General features: G+C 60.9%; 17 protein-coding genes. 8 read left to right on the forward strand and 9 right to left on the reverse strand.

Annotated elements, in window-relative coordinates; genetic code table 11:
• Positions 1 to 100: 100 nt before the first annotated feature.
• Genes GR212_RS10585 through GR212_RS10600 form a run of 4 tightly spaced genes read right to left on the reverse strand, consistent with a single transcriptional unit; the run spans position 101 to position 5158 of the window.
• A complete protein-coding gene (locus tag GR212_RS10585; protein ID WP_163986448.1) occupies positions 101 to 655 on the reverse strand; it encodes a sarcosine oxidase subunit gamma in 555 nt (184 codons plus the stop codon).
• A 6-nt stretch (positions 656 to 661) separates the two neighbouring features.
• Positions 662 to 3619, reverse strand: a complete 2958-nt coding sequence (locus GR212_RS10590; RefSeq protein WP_163986449.1) for a sarcosine oxidase subunit alpha family protein — start codon at positions 3617 to 3619, stop codon at positions 662 to 664.
• Entirely contained in the window at positions 3616 to 3894 is a 279-nt protein-coding gene (locus tag GR212_RS10595; protein ID WP_163986450.1) for a sarcosine oxidase subunit delta, read from the reverse strand. Before GR212_RS10595 ends, GR212_RS10590 begins: the two co-directional genes overlap by 4 nt.
• Positions 3895 to 3907: 13 nt before the next feature.
• Positions 3908 to 5158, reverse strand: coding sequence for a sarcosine oxidase subunit beta family protein (locus GR212_RS10600; protein ID WP_163986451.1), 1251 nt, complete (start codon positions 5156 to 5158; stop codon positions 3908 to 3910).
• A gap of 329 nt (positions 5159 to 5487) precedes the next feature.
• On the opposite strand from GR212_RS10600, the gene cysQ reads away from it, so the two are divergent.
• From cysQ to GR212_RS10615, 3 genes are all read left to right on the forward strand, one after another.
• Positions 5488 to 6282, forward strand: coding sequence for a 3'(2'),5'-bisphosphate nucleotidase CysQ (gene cysQ, locus GR212_RS10605; protein WP_163986452.1), 795 nt, complete (start codon positions 5488 to 5490; stop codon positions 6280 to 6282).
• Between the two features lie 276 nt (positions 6283 to 6558).
• Positions 6559 to 6834 (forward strand): DUF1153 domain-containing protein, encoded by a 276-nt coding sequence (locus GR212_RS10610; RefSeq protein ID WP_004107124.1) that lies wholly within the window; start codon positions 6559 to 6561, stop codon positions 6832 to 6834.
• Between the two features lie 268 nt (positions 6835 to 7102).
• Entirely contained in the window at positions 7103 to 7384 is a 282-nt protein-coding gene (locus tag GR212_RS10615; RefSeq protein ID WP_069611717.1) for a GNAT family N-acetyltransferase, read from the forward strand.
• A 228-nt stretch (positions 7385 to 7612) separates the two neighbouring features.
• On the opposite strand, the gene GR212_RS10620 is transcribed toward GR212_RS10615, so the two are convergent.
• A complete protein-coding gene (locus GR212_RS10620; RefSeq protein WP_113356385.1) occupies positions 7613 to 7969 on the reverse strand; it encodes a flagellar export protein FliJ in 357 nt (118 codons plus the stop codon).
• Between the two features lie 442 nt (positions 7970 to 8411).
• On the opposite strand from GR212_RS10620, the gene ctrA reads away from it, so the two are divergent.
• Positions 8412 to 9113, forward strand: coding sequence for a response regulator transcription factor CtrA (gene ctrA / locus GR212_RS10625; protein WP_069611718.1), 702 nt, complete (start codon positions 8412 to 8414; stop codon positions 9111 to 9113).
• A 139-nt stretch (positions 9114 to 9252) separates the two neighbouring features.
• Here the strand turns inward: ctrA and GR212_RS10630 are convergent, their stop codons facing one another.
• On the reverse strand, positions 9253 to 9615 hold the full coding sequence (locus GR212_RS10630; RefSeq protein WP_163986453.1) for a response regulator: 363 nt from the start codon (positions 9613 to 9615) through the stop codon (positions 9253 to 9255).
• A 203-nt stretch (positions 9616 to 9818) separates the two neighbouring features.
• On the reverse strand, positions 9819 to 10466 hold the full coding sequence (gene chpT / locus GR212_RS10635; RefSeq protein ID WP_163986454.1) for a histidine phosphotransferase ChpT: 648 nt from the start codon (positions 10464 to 10466) through the stop codon (positions 9819 to 9821).
• Positions 10467 to 10768: 302 nt separating this feature from the next.
• Here chpT and GR212_RS10640 point away from each other — a divergent pair, with 302 nt between their 5' ends.
• Positions 10769 to 11380: a DUF1134 domain-containing protein gene (locus tag GR212_RS10640; protein ID WP_163986455.1), complete on the forward strand. Its 612-nt coding sequence runs from the start codon at positions 10769 to 10771 to the stop codon at positions 11378 to 11380.
• A gap of 186 nt (positions 11381 to 11566) precedes the next feature.
• On the forward strand, positions 11567 to 12778 hold the full coding sequence (locus tag GR212_RS10645; protein WP_163986456.1) for a hypothetical protein: 1212 nt from the start codon (positions 11567 to 11569) through the stop codon (positions 12776 to 12778).
• Positions 12779 to 13004: 226 nt separating this feature from the next.
• Here GR212_RS10645 and GR212_RS10650 read toward each other — a convergent pair whose 3' ends face one another.
• Positions 13005 to 13835, reverse strand: coding sequence for a TrmH family RNA methyltransferase (locus tag GR212_RS10650; RefSeq protein ID WP_163986932.1), 831 nt, complete (start codon positions 13833 to 13835; stop codon positions 13005 to 13007).
• A 10-nt stretch (positions 13836 to 13845) separates the two neighbouring features.
• On the reverse strand, positions 13846 to 14223 hold the full coding sequence (locus GR212_RS10655) for a hypothetical protein (protein WP_163986457.1): 378 nt from the start codon (positions 14221 to 14223) through the stop codon (positions 13846 to 13848).
• Positions 14224 to 14273: 50 nt separating this feature from the next.
• Between GR212_RS10655 and GR212_RS10660 the strand changes: the two genes are divergently transcribed.
• Complete coding sequence (locus GR212_RS10660) at positions 14274 to 15299, forward strand: RluA family pseudouridine synthase (RefSeq protein WP_163986458.1); 1026 nt, start codon at positions 14274 to 14276, stop codon at positions 15297 to 15299.
• 371 nt (positions 15300 to 15670) lie between these two features.
• Positions 15671 to 16579: an RNA polymerase sigma factor RpoH gene (gene rpoH / locus GR212_RS10665; protein WP_163986459.1), complete on the forward strand. Its 909-nt coding sequence runs from the start codon at positions 15671 to 15673 to the stop codon at positions 16577 to 16579.
• The last annotated feature ends 69 nt before the right edge of the window (positions 16580 to 16648 follow it).

The following is a 16648-nucleotide window of genomic DNA, read 5'->3' on the forward strand; positions in this document are numbered from 1 at the left end:
TATGTCTGTTTGCGCCATCGCAATTGTTCGGATCGCGCCATCGGCCATCAGATGCGCAAGCCGGCCGGCAACGCATCCGAAGTCGATCGGCATGGGGGCTTCAGTCGATGAAGGCGGCCGTCAGCGCAAACTCCCGTCCCATCTCCATGATCTCCTCGAAAACGCTGCCGGCATAGGAGCGCGGCACGATGATGTCGAAGTGGTCCGGTCCGGTGCGGGCGACATTGGCGCTGACGTGGCAGCACAGCATGTTGGCCGAATGCCCTTCGGCGAAGACCTGCGGATGCAGATCGACGGCCACGCATTTGGCGAGGATGCGACGAACGCTGGGGCCGGAAATGCGAAGCAGCACGCGGCCATCGCTTTGCTCGAAAAAGGAAGCCTGGGCGGGATCGAGCGTAAAGAGATCCCGCGCCACGCTATCGGCGCCAAGCGTCTCGGACACGACGAGCCACTCCCTCGGTCCGGCAATGCGAACCGATACGTCCCTGATCGCCTTCAGGCTTGCCAGGACACCATTCTGATCCCCCGCCCTGCCGAGCACGGAAAAGATGGCGGGACGACGCACGACGGCGAGGTGATTCGGATTGGCGGCAGCCTCGAAGCCGGAAATGTGATCTTCCAGCACATGTCTGTTCTGAAACGCGACGCTCATCAACCCTCACCCCAAAAGCTTCTTGTTGTCGGGATCGACAAAGACGGGACTGCAGACTTCCGCCGCCACTTCCTCGCCCCGCAACCCATCCCAGACGATCACACGCTCGCCGATCCGCTCCCGGCCCGACTTCAGGAAGGCGAGAGCGATGAAATGGCCGAGGGTAGGCGAAAAGCAGACCGAGGAAACATGGCCCTGATCGTTCACGGTCGAGGGCCGCGCGCCCTCCTTCAGAAGATGCGCGCCGGCATGAATTTCCTTGGCCGTATCGACCGGCTTCAGACCCACGAGCTGAACGCGGTCGGCGGCGGTCAGACCAAAACGGGTCGACAGTCTCTTGCCGATGAAATCCGGCTTCTGCGTCGACATCATGCGGCCGAGGCCGACATCGTCGGGCGTGGTGCGGCCATCGAGCTCGCTATGGGTGACATGTCCCTTCTCGATACGCAACACGTTCAAGGCTTCGACGCCGTAGGCGCAAATGCCATGCGCCTTGCCGGCCTCCATGACGGCATCGGCCACGGCCTCACCATAGCCGGCCGGAACCGCAAGCTCGTAAGCGAGTTCGCCGGAAAAGGAGATACGGAACAGCCGCGCCCTCAAACCGCCCTTCAGCAGAACCTCGGCGGCAGCGAGGAACGGGAAGAACGCATCGGAAATATCGTCCTCGACGATCTGCTCCAGCACCAGCCGCGCCTTCGGGCCGGCAATCGCCATCTGCGCCCATTGATCGGAAGAGGAGACGAAACGAACGTCGAGCTGCGGCCAAAGCGTCTGCGCGCAGAATTCCATATGCGTCATCACCTCGCCGGCCATCGCCGTCGTGGTCGTCATGAAGAAATGGTCGGGCGTCAGCCGGCTCGTCGTGCCGTCGTCGAAGACCATGCCGTCCTCGCGCAGCATGAGCCCGTAGCGCGCCTTGCCGATCGGCAGCTTCAGGAAGGCGTTGGAATAGAGGCGATTGAGAAACTCCGCCGCATCCTTGCCGAAAATCTCGATCTTGCCGAGCGTCGACACGTCGCAAAGGCCGACATTGTTGCGCACGTTCAGCACTTCGCGGTCGACGCTGTCGCGCCAGCCCTTCTCGCCCGGCCGGGCAAACCAGGACGAACGATACCAGAGACCGGCCTCGACGAAGGTCGCGCCGTTCTTCTTCGCCCAGCCATGCAACGGCGATTCCCTCACCGGCTGCGCGTGCTTGTCGCGCGCCGTACCCGCCAGTGCGCCGAACGAAACGGGCGTGTAGAACGGCCTGAACGTCGTCGTGCCGACTGCGGCGGGGCTGACACCGCGCATGCCGGCGATGAGGCCCGCGGCATTGACGTTGCCGAGCTTGCCCTGGTCCGTCGCCATGCCGCTCGTGGTATAGCGCTTGGCATGTTCCACATGGCCGAAGCCCTCACGCAGAGCGAGCCCCAGATCCTTGGCGTGGACGTCGTTCTGGAAATCCACGAACGCCTTGTCTTTCGCGCCCGGCACATGCCAGATCGCCGCGAAGGACGCATCATAGTCACCTTCGACCTCGGGAAGGTTCGCCGCATGAGCCGTGCGGCCAAGGCTTTGGACGATCAGCCGGGCCTTTTCCGCACCGTCGGCGAGACAACCGGAAACGCTCTCGACACCGGCCGCCGAGCCGGCAATCTCCAGCTCGCCGCCAACGAGCGGCGCCATGAAGGCCTGCTGCTCGTCCGACCACACCGGCTTGGCGCCGCGCTGGCAGGCAAGATGGATGATCGGAGACCAGCCGCCCGACATGGCAAGCGCATCGCAGGCAATCAGCTCATCCAGCCCGCCGCGATCGGCGATGACGCCGCTGACGCGATACTTGCCCTTGGTGGCGTGAACGCTTGCCGCTTGAACCACGCGGACACCCTGAGGCGCAACGTCGGCCGAGCCTGGCCGGGTATCGAGGATAGCCGAAATCTCGACGCCCACTGCAGCCAGATCGGCCGCCGTGCGGTAGCCGGAGCCGCCATTGGTGAAGACCGCGACTTTCTGCCCCGCGACGACGCCATAGCGGTTGAGGTAGCTGCGCATGGCGCCGGCCATCATCACGCCCGGCCGGTCGTTGCCGCCAAACACCAGCGGCCGCTCTTCCGCGCCCGAGGCGAGGATGGCGCGCTTTGCCGCGATGCGCCAGAGGCGTTCCACCGGAAGGTCGGGCGATGGCATCGCCACATGCTTCTGCACCTTCTCGACCGCACCAAAAACATTGCCGTCATACCAGCCGAACACGGTCGTACGCGGCATCAATGTCACGTTGTCGAAGCTCTGCAACTCCTCCAGCGTCGCCTGAACGAAAACATCGGAGGACGCGCCGCCGATGGTCAGACGCTCGGAAAGCAGCGAACCACCGAGGCGAAAACCCTCGTCGGCCAGGACGACGCGCAGACCGGCGCGGGCAGCGGTCAGGGCCGCCATCAATCCAGCGGGACCGGAGCCGACGACAAGCAGGTCACAATGCGCCCAAGCCTTCTCGTACCGGTCCGGATCGGCCTGCATGACCGCCTTGCCGAGCCCGGCGGCGCGGCGGATCAGCGGCTCGTAGACCTTCTCCCAGAAGGGAGCCGGCCACATGAAGGTCTTGTAGTAGAAGCCGGCGCCGAGGAAGGGCGACAGGAGCCCGTTCACCGAGCCAATATCGTGCTTCAACGACGGCCAGCGGTTCTGGCTCACAGCCGTCATGTCCTGATAGAGCTCGGCGACCGTGGCGCGCGTATTCGGCTCGGTCCGGCCGTCCTTGCCGATGGTGACGAGCGCGTTGGGTTCGGCCGAACCCGCCGTCAGGATGCCGCGCGGCCGATGGTACTTGAAGCTGCGCCCGACCAGCAGCTGGTCATTGGCAAGAAGTGCGGCGGCGAGCGTATCGCCCTCCAGCCCTTTCATCTCCTTGCCGTCGAACTTGAAGGAAAGCGGGCGGCTGCGATTGACGAGACCGCCGCTCGACAGACGATAGGCCGTCATCGTACCGCCTCCTTCGCCTTGTCCTCGGCATCGACAACGGAAAACACCTCGTGGGTAACGTTGCTGCGGTCGACGACCAGCCAGCGGCGACAGCCGGCGCCGTGGTGCCAATATTCCTCGATCCGGCCGCGCTCGTTGTCACGGATAAAGACATAGCGGTTCCAGTTCTCGTCCGGTGCCGTCGGCGTCGGACGGACCACGGAAGCGGAGCCGCGAATGGAGAATTCTTCCTTGGGTCGCACGCCGCAATGCGGGCAGTTGATCAAGCTTGCCATTGGTATTGTGCCCTCAATGCAGGTTCGGCTGCGGACCCTTGCCGCCTTCGTCGATCGCAAAACCGCGCTCGAAGCGGTCGAGACGCAGAAGGCGGCTGACATCGTGGCTCTCGCCCTTGGCGATCAGATGCGCGAAGCAGAAGCCCGAGGCCGGCGTCGCTTTGAAGCCGCCATAGTTCCAGCCGCAGTTCAGATAGAGATTGTCGATGGGGGTACGGTCGATGATCGGCGAGCCGTCCATGCTCATATCCATGACGCCGCCCCAGGCGCGCAGAACCCGCACGCGCGACAGGCCGGGGATGAGCGACACCCCCTCCTCCATCGTATGCTCGACGGTGGCCAGATTGCCGCGTTGCGCATAGGAGCTGTAGTAGTCGATATCGGCGCCGAAGACCAAGCCGCCCTTGTCCGACTGCGAGATATAGAAGTGGCCCGCGCCATAGGTGATGACGTTGTCGATGACAGGCTTCAGCCCCTCGGACACGAAGGCCTGCAGGACATGCGTTTCGATCGGCAGTTCCAGATCGGCCATGTTGCCGAGGATCGACGTGTGGCCGGCGGCTGCGAGCGCCAGCTTGTTGCAGCCGATGAAGCCGCGATTGGTCTCGACGCCGGTCACGATGCCGTTTTCGCGGCGAATGCCGATCACTTCGCATTGCTGGATGAGATCGACGCCGCGGCTGTCGGCGCCGCGCGCGTAACCCCAGGCGACCGCGTCGTGGCGCGCAGTGCCGCCGCGCCGCTGCAGCAGGCCACCGAAGATCGGAAAGCGCGCATGGTCGAAATTCAGATAGGGCATCATCCGCCGAACCTGCTCGCGATTGAGCAGCTCCGCGTCGACCCCATGCATCCGCATGGCATTGCCGCGCCGGGCCGCCTCGTCGCGCTGGCCATCGGAATGGAACAGGTTGACGATGCCGCGCTGGGAAACCATGGCATTATAGTTGAAGTCCTGCTCGAGCCCTTCCCAGAGCTTCATCGAGAACTCGTAGAAAGGCTCGTTGCCGGGCAGCAGATAGTTGGAGCGGATGATCGTCGTGTTGCGGCCGACATTGCCGGAGCCGATATAGCTCTTTTCCAGCACCGCGACATTGGTGATGCCGAATTCCTTGGCGAGGTAATAGGCCGTTGCCAGCCCATGCCCGCCGCCCCCGACGATAATCACGTCGTAATGCGATTTCGGCTCCGGCGTCCGCCACACCGGCTGCCAATGACGATTGCCTGAAAACGCCTGTTTTAGAAGCTGATATGCCGAATATCGCATGCATTCATCCCGATACTACCCGGCCGCACATTCGCATATGCAATAAAAACGACAAGTCCCGAAAGGACGAAAAAGCTTCGCAAACAGGATATGTTCTTTGCCGATTGCGCACACACGGTTCAGTGCAGCTTTCCCGGAAAACGCATCCCCCGGCATGGCGGCAGTTCCCGTAGCGGCGAGAGTCATATAGAGTAAGCTTTGTTGCCAATGCTGCGTTCTGGCGTTAAGGCGTAGGAAGCCGTGGCATTGGAAGTCTAAACTTCGCAATCGGAACTTCCTATCTATAGTGTCCGGAGACTTGAAGCGCGGAAAAGGCGCGGAAGACGTAGATGCTTGCAACGTTCGAAAAGGCGGCTATCGAGGCGGGACAGGCCATACTGGAGGTCTATCGTGCCGGCTACGCGGTTGCATTGAAGCAGGACATGAGCCCCGTCACCCTCGCCGACGAGCGCGCCGAACACATCATTCTCAGACATCTCGAGCGCGATTTTCCGCATATACCGGCCGTTGCCGAGGAGCAGGTTTCCGCAGGCAATGTCCCGGATGTGCGCGGCCGCGCCTTCTTCCTTGTCGATCCGCTCGACGGCACCCGCGAATTCATCGATCATCGCGACGAGTTCACCGTCAATATTGCCTATATCGAGAACGGCGTTCCCGTGACCGGCATCGTCTACGCGCCCGCACTCGGAATAGCCTTTACCGGCGAGCCCGGCAGGGCGCGCAAGTTGATCGTCGACGAGCATTTCGGCGTCTCCGACCGCCTGACCATCGCCGTGCGCGAGCGCCCCGCCCATCTGATGGCGCTCGCAAGCCGCTGCAACAGCAACGCGAAGACCGAGGACTTTCTGTCCGATAACGCGGTTTCCGCCTGCACGTCGATCGGCTCTTCCTTGAAATTCTGCCTCCTCGCCGAAGGCAAGGCCGATGTCTATCCGCGCTTCGGCCGCACCATGGAGTGGGATACCGCGGCAGGCGATGCCGTGTTGCGCGCCGCCGGCGGCTCCACGCTGACGGTAGACGGCCGCCTTCTGGCCTACGGCAAGACCGATCAGAGCCAGGATTCCGATTTCGCCAACCCGCATTTCATCTGCTGGGGCGGTAAGAAAAACGACGCGAACGCTTAGAATTATTCGCTCGGCCCGGAGGACTGCTTTCCTCCGGCGGAGTAATTTCCGGGATAGAAGCGTAAGTTTTCACTGACAAAAAATCATAGCATGAACGCCATTTCCCCCGGAATATCAGGGGACTAGCCGGTATTTTATTCGGCCATCGTCGCGGCAAATCAGCGGGCCGCCACATTCATTAAAATTATTAGCAAAGTCTTACCATGGGCTTAGGCAATTTTTAAATGTGGCAAGATAGAGTGCCACTCGTGGTCTTGAGTGTGTGTAGAGAGTCCAATGACCGAAATGATACGTCCCCGAGTGAAGTATGTCATCGGCCCCGATGGCAGCCCGCTGACGATAGCAGACCTCCCGCCGCCGAATACGCGCCGCTGGGTCATTCGTCGTAAGGCAGAGGTTGTCGCCGCCGTGCGTGGTGGTTTGCTCAGCTTGGAAGAAGCCTGCGAACGTTATACGTTGACCGTCGAAGAGTTCCTCTCCTGGCAGTCGTCCATCAATACCCATGGCCTCGCCGGCCTTCGGACGACACGCATACAGCAGTATCGCCACTGACAGCAACGACAGCACCACCTTAATCCGATCCTGTGTTCGGGCCTCTTTTCCTCAGACGGGACAAAAGAGGCCCGAATTATTTGGCGTAGCCGGCTGAGAGATCGCACCGATTTCCCCAGCAACCGGCAACCACACCCTTCCATCAAATTTGAGATCTGTACCCGTCTCAATTCGCCGGGAAGCTGGTCTGCCATATATCCTTCGGCGGTTGGCAGCGCGGCGGGCGCGTGCAATCATCCGCATCTGCAACGCGACGAGGGAGAAATTTATGGATATCCGCAACGAAAACAATGCATCCGGCGGCCGTTATGTCGCAACCGTCGAAGGTCACGAGGCGGAGATGACGTTCTCGCGCACCTCACCCAAACTGATCATCGTCGATCATACCGGCGTGCCGGATGCCCTGCGCGGCAAGGGCGTCGGACAGGCGCTGGCGCTTCATGCCGTGGAGGAAGCCCGCCGCGGCGGTTGGAAGATCATCCCGCTTTGCCCCTTCTTCAAGGCGCAGGCGCAACGCCACGATGACTGGCGCGACGTCGTCAATCTTTAGGTTCGGCGGCAAGCGAAGCCTTCGCACGCCCGAGACAGCATGAGTCTGCCGAGACCTAATCCGTCCACTTGGTCGGATTATTCTTAAAAATGCAAAAGCTGCGCATGGCCGGCCCCGTCACGGCCAGTCATGCGCAGCTTTCATGCGCCTTTCTTCATATCGCTCGCATTCCGAAGATGGACCCCGTATCGGAACGCGATTGATCCGAAAAGGCGACGGAATGACGACTCAGGCGCGTGCGCGCGCCGGACCCGAACCATCGCGCTCTTCGAGCGCAGCGGCCTTGGCATATTCCGCCTGCATTTCCTCAAGCGACGTTTCCAACGCCTCTTCCTGAACCTGCAGCTCACGGATCGACACCTGCAGGTTGTCCGCACGCTGGCGGGCGGCCTTGGCAAAGGTCGGGTAAGCAAAGTGGCCCGGATCGGAAATGCCGGACTTCTTCTCTTCCAGCACGATCTGGCTTTCCAGTTCCTTCGTCATGCGGTCAAATTCCGCCATCATCATCTGCAGTTGCTGCAACTGACGGCGTTTTTCGTTCACCTGAAACTCTTTCAGGCGAACAAGGCTCTCACGTGACTTCATACGCATTACTCCCGTGATGCGAGACCCCGGCTCTCGATATTCCCGCCCGCCGAACCGCTTTGACACGGCTTGGTTAAAAAAATTTCCAGCGATCTTAATAAAAGCCTACCGCTGGTAACCTTTCGTTTACGGGCATCGTTAATGATAGGCGCAATGATTTAAGGCTCAGTAAATGTTGTGGTCGAAATTCGACATGTCGACATTGGTGAGTCAGGTGAATCACTTGGCGTAGGTTCTTAATGCGATACTTTAGGAGACGATTTTACTGATTGTCGTTGGAAAACAGTGCAATGGAAAAATTATTTAATAAATTCGATACGACTTGCCAGAGTGAATCAGAATTTGTTAACCATTGCATGGCAGCTTCCAAATCAAGCAGTGATTTGATCGGTATCGCGTTCAGGGGGCTGACGACCTTTCGGCGGCGGTAAAGGGGACAATTATGCGGGTTCTACTCATTGAAGACGATAGCGCGACAGCGCAGAGCATCGAGCTGATGCTCAAATCCGAGAGTTTCAACGTTTATACCACCGATCTCGGTGAAGAAGGCGTCGATCTCGGAAAGCTCTACGACTACGACATCATCCTTCTCGATCTCAACCTTCCCGATATGTCCGGCTACGAAGTGCTGCGCACGCTGCGCCTTTCGAAGGTCAAGACGCCGATCCTCATTCTCTCCGGCATGGCCGGTATCGAGGACAAGGTTCGCGGCCTCGGCTTCGGCGCCGACGACTACATGACCAAGCCTTTCCACAAGGATGAGCTGGTCGCCCGTATCCATGCCATCGTCCGCCGTTCCAAGGGTCACGCCCAGTCGGTCATCATGACCGGCGAACTCATCGTCAACCTCGACGCCAAGACCGTCGAAGTCGGCGGCCAGCGCGTGCATCTGACCGGCAAGGAATACCAGATGCTGGAGCTGCTCTCGCTGCGCAAGGGCACGACGCTCACCAAGGAAATGTTCCTTAACCATCTCTATGGCGGCATGGACGAGCCGGAACTGAAGATCATCGACGTCTTCATCTGCAAGCTCCGCAAGAAGCTGGCCAATGCCGCCGGCGGCGCCAACTACATCGAAACCGTTTGGGGACGCGGCTATGTGCTGCGCGAGCCCGACAGCAGCGATTTCGCCGAAAGCGCCTGATACCCCTCCCCGCCATATCCGCCGAAATAAAAAAATCCCGTCTCGTCAGGCGGGATTTTTTATTGGCGCTCCAAAAAAGAACAAAAAACAATGGCCGCCTCAAAGGGCGACCATCGCGGCATCTCTGTTTTCGTTGAAATCAGGCGGCTGCGGCACGGTTGCCGAATATGGCCGTCAGGATCTTGCGATCGAAGGGCTTCAGCAGAAAATCCGAAGCGCCGGCGCGTTTTCCGGCCATCAGCTTGCGAAGGTCGGCCTCGACCACGCAGTAATAGATCTTTACATCCTTGCCGTTCGGCATGGCGCGAATGCTGGCGATGAGATCGAGCGCGCCTTCCATGCCGGCATCGACAATCAGGTAGTCCGGGATTTCCGCCTGGCAGCGCGTCAGCGCCTCGCGCGCATCCCCGGCTTCGCTCACGAGAAAATCCAGCTCGGACAGGATTCGTTTGCCGACCTTCCGTACGACATCCGAACTATCCGTTATCATGAACCGCTGCATGTGTGAGCTCCCTGGCATCAGCCGCCATTGTCCGAACGGCGGCTTCAAATTGAGACGATAGGAGCAGCAAGCTAAGGATTCGTTACCGCTACATTATCAATTGCGCGGACAACTCCGAGATTGCACAAAATTCTCAATACACGAAAAAATAAGCCCGCGGCCGATTCGGGGCCGCGGGCGAAGGATGCGCGTGAACCGATCCGTTATTGAGCGGCCATGGTCGCCACGAAGGTCAATTCCTCCGGCGTCGCATTGTAGGAAAGCTCCATACCGCTCTCGTCGGCCAGAAGAACCGTATAGTAGGGCTGGATCGAATGGGCGTCGACGGCCTCTTCCAGCGTGCCGGAGCAGATCTCGGCGAACTTCGGCGGTATGCGCATCAAGCGCCCCTTGGCGGTCAGCGTAAACTTCGCGTCGAATTCGGGATTTTCCAGCGTCACGTCGAGAACGCCGCCGCGGGGAATTGCGCCATAGGCAACGAGAAAGAGATTGAGCAGCAGCTTGACGCGGTTCTTCGCGATAATGGCGCGCGGGCCGATCCAGTTGACCTCGGTCTTCTTCTCGGCGGCGGCGAAATCCTTGGCTGCCCGCTCTGCTTCGCCTGTGTCGATCGAGGCGCCGACCGAGCCGGAGGCGCCAAAGGCAAGGCGCGCGAATTTCAGGCGGACGGAGGCGTTGAGCGCGCTCGTGCGGATCAGGTCCATCGCGTCGGCATCGGCACCACCCTCGTCGAGCAGCTCCAGACCATTGTTGATCGCCCCGACCGGCGAGATCACATCATGGCAAACGCGGCTGCAAAGCAGCGCGGCCAGATCAGGTCCGGTCAGAGTGAGATTTGGATTCTTCGACATTCATTGTCTCCTGAATGCTGGCAAGGCAAAACGCAGTAAAGTCCACGTTGCCACGGTAAGGTTGCCCGAGGGTTGTCGCAGCCAGTGTACCGCGCGCCATAATGACACCATATTTGGTAAACCGATTATTAAGACCATCGACGCAAAATGCATTCATTGCCATCAGACTTTTTCGCACGCGAATCGTCCTGCGATGGATGGGCGGAATGGTCTGAGAATGGGGGCGAGCCATGCGTGCGCATTCGGTCGAATGCGTTGCTCGTCCGCCCCTGTCGCACCGACCATGATGAACGGATGATTTCATGCGCTATGAATTCCTGAAGAGAATGCCAAATCCCGGCACCAGGACGCTCGGCCTAGGCCTGATCCTGGCCATTGTCGCATTCGTGAGCTTCGCGCTACCGGTCCGTCAGGCCTCCGCCGCGCCCACCAATCAATATTCGGCGCAGGAAATCGTCGATGCCGGTCATTCCTTTTTCGGCTCCACCAGCGGCGGTCTCGCCAAGGTGATAGAGCGGGCCTTCCAGCAGTATGGCCTGCCGAACGGCTACATCCTCGGCCAGGAAGGCTCCGGCGCCTTCCTCGCGGGCCTGACCTACGGCGAAGGCCAGCTCAATACCAAGAACGCCGGCGAGCACCCGCTCTACTGGCAGGGCCCCTCGCTCGGCCTCGACTACGGCGGCCAGGGCACCCGCGTCATGATGCTGGTCTACGATCTGCCGAGCATCGACAGCGTCTATACCCGCTTCGGCGGCGTCAGCGGCCAGGCATTCGTGGTCGCCGGCTTCGGCATGACCGTCCTCAAGAACAACAACATCGTGCTTGTCCCGATCCGCACCGGCCTCGGCGCTCGTCTCGGCGTCAATCTGGGTTACCTGAAGGTCACGCCGAATCCCACCTGGAATCCTTTCTGAGCCTTTCCGCCACAACATCTCCCAGGCAGCACACGCCTTGGCCCGCTTGCATTGCGGGCCTTTTCTTTCACCAGAACCCGTCTCGAGCCGATAAACCATATCCGCCTTAAACGCTTGCCCGCATGGCTAACCCATGATTAATCATTTTATCGAGATCGAACATAACTCCAGGATACTGGCCGCGTCGTGATTCAATATGCTCTCTTGTTCGGATTGGGCTTTCTGACGGCCGCTCTTCTGGTCTTCCTCATCGCGCCGGCAATCCATCGCCGCATCGTCTGGTTCACCGAAAAGCGCATGCGAGCGACGATGCCGTTGAGCCCGCAGGAAGTGCGCGCGCAGAAGGACATGGCCCGCGCCCTCTTCGCGGCCGAAAACGCCCGCACCGAGCGGGCCCTGACACAGGAGCGCGACAAGACCGTCGCGCTGCAGATCCATAACGGAAAACTTCAGCAGGAAGCCAGCCGTCTCTCTGCCGGGGGCGCCGAGCTGCAGACGCGCATCGACGATCTGGAGGTGGAAGCGGGCGAGCTGCGCTCGCGCCTGCGTCAGGAAGAAAGCTACATCAGCCAGCTCAAATCGAGCATCCATACCGCCGAACAGGCCAGCGCCGAAAAGGAAGCTGATATCGACGGGCTGCGCAAGCGGATGACGAAGATGGGCGCCGATGCGGACAATCTGAAGATCGACCTCGCAACCCGCGAAACCGAGATCGAGAGCCTGAAACTGCGCATCAACACCTTGCGGGACGAGCGTGATACATTGCGTCAGGATCTAAGCGCGGTGAGCCAGCGCGCGGCGGATGCCGAACAGTCGCTGCGCCAGGAAAGTGACAAGAGCAAAAGGCTCGAGGAGCGCCTCGATCGCGAGATCGCCGGCAACGCCGACAAGGAAACGGCGATCGAACGCCATGCTCAGGATGTCATTCGCCTCAGAGAGCGGCTCGAGGCCGCCGTCAGGGAATCGAGGGAAGCCGGCAAGGCGTTGCGAGCCGCCGGCCTCGCATCGCCGAAGAAGCCGGCAAAGATGCCGAAGCTCTCCGCCGCATCCATGATCGCCGGCACGGCAGACGAGCAGGCGCAGATGACGGAACAGCCGCAAACGGCGGAACCGGAACGAACAGTGGAAGACGAGATCGCCCAAATGACGGAAGAGGTTCGCAATCGGGCGGCCGCCCTATCCGACCGCTTGCTGAAAGCCCGCTCGCCGGCGCACGACAATGCGATGCGCGAGGAAATTGCCAAGATTGCCGCCAATATGGTCGCCCTGACGGCGCTCAAGGAGGGTGACAGCTCCCCGATATTCGATCTTCTGCCGAAGGATCGAGATCCCCTCGACCCGGGCGCACGCGCCAGCCTTGCCGATCGCGTGGCGGCGATGCTGCAAAAACACCCCTGAAGCGCATTGCGATTTTTCAGATCCGCTTCTTGCGCTTCGGGTCTTGGATTTCAAACATGTCGTTTTCATAAAACCGCTGCACGCTTTTGCGTGACATGCCTTGGACAAACCGAGCCGGAAGTGCCTGGAGCCTTTCCGCCTCTCTTCGAATCGCGAAAACGCTCTATCCTTTCGTTTCTGCGCAATTCCGGATGGAAAACCGCAAGACGCTTTTCCTGGAATTGCGTTAGATTCGTCCGTTCCTGGCAGCCATCTCGAAGAGAGCGATGCCACTCGCCGTCGCGACATTCAGGCTGTCCAGCCCTGGCGCCTGTGGAATCCGCACGCTGCTGAAGGCGGCGAGAATACTTGGCGGCAGCCCATCGCCCTCCGTGCCGACCACAAGCGCCATGCGCTCCGAGGTCGGGATGTCGCGAAGATCGACGGCCCCTCGTGGCGACAGGCTCCAGATCGCAAAGCCGCGCTCGGCAAGCGCCGCAAGCAGTTCGACGCCGCTCAATTGCCGACGATAGGGCACCGTGAGAATCGAGCCGACCGAAACCCGCAGCGCCTTTCGATAGAGCGGATCGCAGCAGCTCTCGTCCAGCAGTACCGCATCCGCGCCGAAGGCCGCGGCATTGCGGAACATGGAGCCCATGTTGTCGTGATTTGAAATGCCGCAGCCGACAAGGACGAGCGCCTGTTCCGCAAGCTGGTCGAGAAAGGCGTTCATCCCGCCTTCCTCGGTTCTGCGCCCCAAGGCAAGGACACCCCGATGCAGGTGAAAGCCGACGATGCCGTCCAGCACCTCGGCCTCCGCGGCGTAGATCGGGACGTCGGCCGCAAAGCTGTCGATGATGTCAGCCAGCCCGGCGACGCGATTTTTGAGCAGCAGCACTTTTTCCGCGACGAAATCGCCGCCCGCCTCGTGCGCTCCGGCGAGAAGCCGCAATACGACCGTGCCTTCCGCAATGAAGCGGCTCTCGCGGCCGGTGAGGTCGCGTTCGCGGATATCGCGGAACTCCGCAATGCGCGGATCGTCGGGACGTGTGATCTCGATGAGCCGCTCGCTCGTCATCATGCGGCCGTCAGTTGGACAGCGATATGGTCGCCACGATGCGGCCGATACCGTAGTCGAAGACGATGGCCTGGCGCTGGCCGCCGGCAAGCGTGCCGTAGAACAGCACCTGATTGCCCGACAGCGCCGTGGACTGGACGGTGAAGCCCGCCGGCAGCATAGCAGTCACGGCAACGGGGGCATCGGAGGGGATGCCGGACGCCGCCTGCCCCGCGGGCTTCGCCGATGGCTTCATCGTCTTGTAGACAACGGCGCCGAAGACAGCCATAAGGCTCACCACCATGACGGCCGCAGAGACGATCTGCAGGCGGATCATCTTGCGTCGGACTTTCTCCAGGGCCGGATCGAGGGGCTTTTCCTCTTGATCGCCTGGCTCGAGATTCGTCATCGATGCGTCCTTGCTTCCAGTAGAGCGCTTTGTGCGCCGGAGAAATACGTTTGAGCGACCCCTTTAAAGAAGCCGCGAGCAATAGAAAAGTCCTTACCGCCGATGAAAGTGCCGAAGGACGGCTCGATTCATGGCTGACGGCCGAGATCGGCGAGGAATTCTCCCGCAGTCGCGTGCAGGCACTGATCAAGGAGGGCGCGGTTTCGCTCAAGGGCACGCCGGTAACGGATGCAAAACGCAAGGTGCGCCCCGGCGACGTCTACGAGATCACGATGCCCGAGCCGGAGGACCCGACGCCGCAGGGCGAGGATATCCCGCTCGACGTGCTCTATGAGGACGATGACGTCATCGTCATCTCCAAGCCCGCAGGGCTGGTCGTCCATCCCGCCGCAGGCAACTGGACCGGAACATTGGTCAATGCGCTGATCCACCATTGCGGCGCCAGCCTTTCCGGTATCGGCGGCGTCCGCCGCCCCGGCATCGTGCACCGGCTGGACAAGGATACGACAGGCGTGATGGTCGTCGCCAAGAATGACGTCGCTCACCGGCATCTATCCCAGCAGTTTGCCGATCACGGCAGGACGACATCGCTGGAGCGCGCCTATCAGGCCATCGTCTGGGGACGGCCCCGCCAGCTCGTCGGCACTATCGACGCCCCTCTCGGCCGGTCGAGCAGCGACCGCACGCGCCGTGCCGTCAAGCGCCCGGATTCGCAGGATGCCGATGAGGCCATCACGCATTACGAGGTGCTCGAGCGCTTTCTCGAAACGCCGGACGCAACCGCCCTCGCTTCGCTGATCGACTGCCATCTGGAAACCGGCCGCACGCACCAGATCCGCGTGCATATGGCCCATATCGGCCACCCCTTGCTCGGCGACGCCGTCTATGGCGGCGGCTTCAAGACCAAGGCCAACCTTCTGCCGGAAGCAGCCAGGGCAGTCGTCGGCCGCTTCACGCGTCAGGCCCTGCATGCCTATATGCTGCAGTTCGAACACCCGCGCACCGGCGAGGTCATGCATTTCGAGGCACCCTTGCCCGATGACATGGAAGAGTTGGCGGCGGCGCTGCGGGGATGAGCGACAGGCTCGGCAGTCGCCAGACTGGACGCCTGTCCCTTGCCGCCCTATAATAGCGGATATGAAGGACCGAAGTCCGAGCGCCTGTGCTTGCCGAAAACGCGACCGCGTTTTGGAGGCAGACACGAATTTATCATCCGGCGCGGGAGCATTCGGGAGGATAATCCCAAGGGCAGTATCACGGCGGGGCCTATGGTCACGCTGGTATAACACTTGCGTGACCACATCCTTGAATCACCGTTTCGCCGTACTTATCTTTACATTGGTTCAGTGCGGGGTCCCCGGACCCGCACGCCTTGGTCCGCTTCGCAGAAGGCGCGCAAAATACGCCCCCAGGAGGAACCAAATCTCGAATAGGAGGGTGCACAATCATGGCCCGTAATACCTTACCATCCATTGCCGCCGGAGAAGCCGGCCTCAATCGTTATCTGGACGAGATCCGCAAGTTCCCGATGCTGGAACCGCAGGAAGAGTACATGCTCGCCAAGCGCTATGCGGAACATGCCGACCGCCAGGCCGCGCACAGGCTCGTCACCAGTCACCTGCGTCTCGTGGCGAAGATCGCCATGGGCTATCGCGGCTATGGCCTGCCGATCGGCGAAGTCGTTTCGGAAGGCAATGTCGGCCTGATGCAGGCCGTGAAGAAGTTTGACCCGGAACGCGGTTTCCGCCTGGCAACCTATGCCATGTGGTGGATCAAGGCCTCGATCCAGGAATACATCCTGCGCTCGTGGTCGCTGGTGAAGATGGGCACGACTGCCAACCAGAAGCGCCTGTTCTTCAACCTGCGCCGTCTGAAGGGCCGTATCCAGGCCATCGACGACGGCGATCTGAAGCCGGAGCATGTTACCGAGATCGCCACCAAGCTGAAGGTCTCCGAGGAGGAAGTCGTTTCGATGAACCGCCGCCTCTCGGGCGACGCTTCGCTGAATGCGCCGATCAAGGCTTCCGAAGGCGATTCCGGCCAGTGGCAGGATTGGCTGGTGGATGATCACGACAGCCAGGAAGACGTGCTGATCGAGCAGGACGAACTCGAGACGCGCCGCCGCATGCTAGCACGCGCCATGGGCGTTCTGAACGACCGTGAGCGCCGCATCTTCGAGGCACGTCGCCTCTCCGATGAGCCGGTGACGCTGGAAGACCTCTCGGCTGAATTCGACATCAGCCGCGAACGTGTGCGCCAGATCGAGGTTCGCGCTTTCGAAAAGGTCCAGGAAGCCGTGCAGAAGGATGCGCTGGAGCGCGCCAAGGCGCTCCGCGTCGTCGAAGCGACGGCGTAACGCCTCCGACTTCGAAGGTCTTGATGGATAAAAGAAAGGCGGGCCAAAAGCCCGCCTTTTCCATGTTCA

The organism is Martinezella lusitana (genome assembly GCF_010668395.1).
Taxonomy (GTDB): domain Bacteria; phylum Pseudomonadota; class Alphaproteobacteria; order Rhizobiales; family Rhizobiaceae; genus Rhizobium; species Rhizobium lusitanum_A.

Excerpts from the sequence above, each read along its gene's own strand:
- GR212_RS10600 (WP_163986451.1), bottom strand. The coding sequence starts at position 5,158 with ATGCGATATTCGGCATATCAGCTTCTAAAACAGGCGTTTTCAGGCAAT.
- GR212_RS10585 (WP_163986448.1), bottom strand. The coding sequence starts at position 655 with ATGAGCGTCGCGTTTCAGAACAGACATGTGCTGGAAGATCACATTTCC.
- GR212_RS10650 (WP_163986932.1), bottom strand. The coding sequence starts at position 13,835 with ATGACGAGCGAGCGGCTCATCGAGATCACACGTCCCGACGATCCGCGC.
- ctrA (WP_069611718.1), top strand. The coding sequence starts at position 8,412 with ATGCGGGTTCTACTCATTGAAGACGATAGCGCGACAGCGCAGAGCATC.
- GR212_RS10640 (WP_163986455.1), top strand. The coding sequence starts at position 10,769 with ATGCGCTATGAATTCCTGAAGAGAATGCCAAATCCCGGCACCAGGACG.
- GR212_RS10615 (WP_069611717.1), top strand. The coding sequence starts at position 7,103 with ATGGATATCCGCAACGAAAACAATGCATCCGGCGGCCGTTATGTCGCA.
- chpT (WP_163986454.1), bottom strand. The coding sequence starts at position 10,466 with ATGTCGAAGAATCCAAATCTCACTCTGACCGGACCTGATCTGGCCGCG.
- GR212_RS10595 (WP_163986450.1), bottom strand. The coding sequence starts at position 3,894 with ATGGCAAGCTTGATCAACTGCCCGCATTGCGGCGTGCGACCCAAGGAA.
- rpoH (WP_163986459.1), top strand. The coding sequence starts at position 15,671 with ATGGCCCGTAATACCTTACCATCCATTGCCGCCGGAGAAGCCGGCCTC.
- GR212_RS10620 (WP_113356385.1), bottom strand. The coding sequence starts at position 7,969 with ATGAAGTCACGTGAGAGCCTTGTTCGCCTGAAAGAGTTTCAGGTGAAC.
- GR212_RS10590 (WP_163986449.1), bottom strand. The coding sequence starts at position 3,619 with ATGACGGCCTATCGTCTGTCGAGCGGCGGTCTCGTCAATCGCAGCCGC.
- cysQ (WP_163986452.1), top strand. The coding sequence starts at position 5,488 with ATGCTTGCAACGTTCGAAAAGGCGGCTATCGAGGCGGGACAGGCCATA.
- GR212_RS10630 (WP_163986453.1), bottom strand. The coding sequence starts at position 9,615 with ATGCAGCGGTTCATGATAACGGATAGTTCGGATGTCGTACGGAAGGTC.
- GR212_RS10610 (WP_004107124.1), top strand. The coding sequence starts at position 6,559 with ATGACCGAAATGATACGTCCCCGAGTGAAGTATGTCATCGGCCCCGAT.
- GR212_RS10655 (WP_163986457.1), bottom strand. The coding sequence starts at position 14,223 with ATGACGAATCTCGAGCCAGGCGATCAAGAGGAAAAGCCCCTCGATCCG.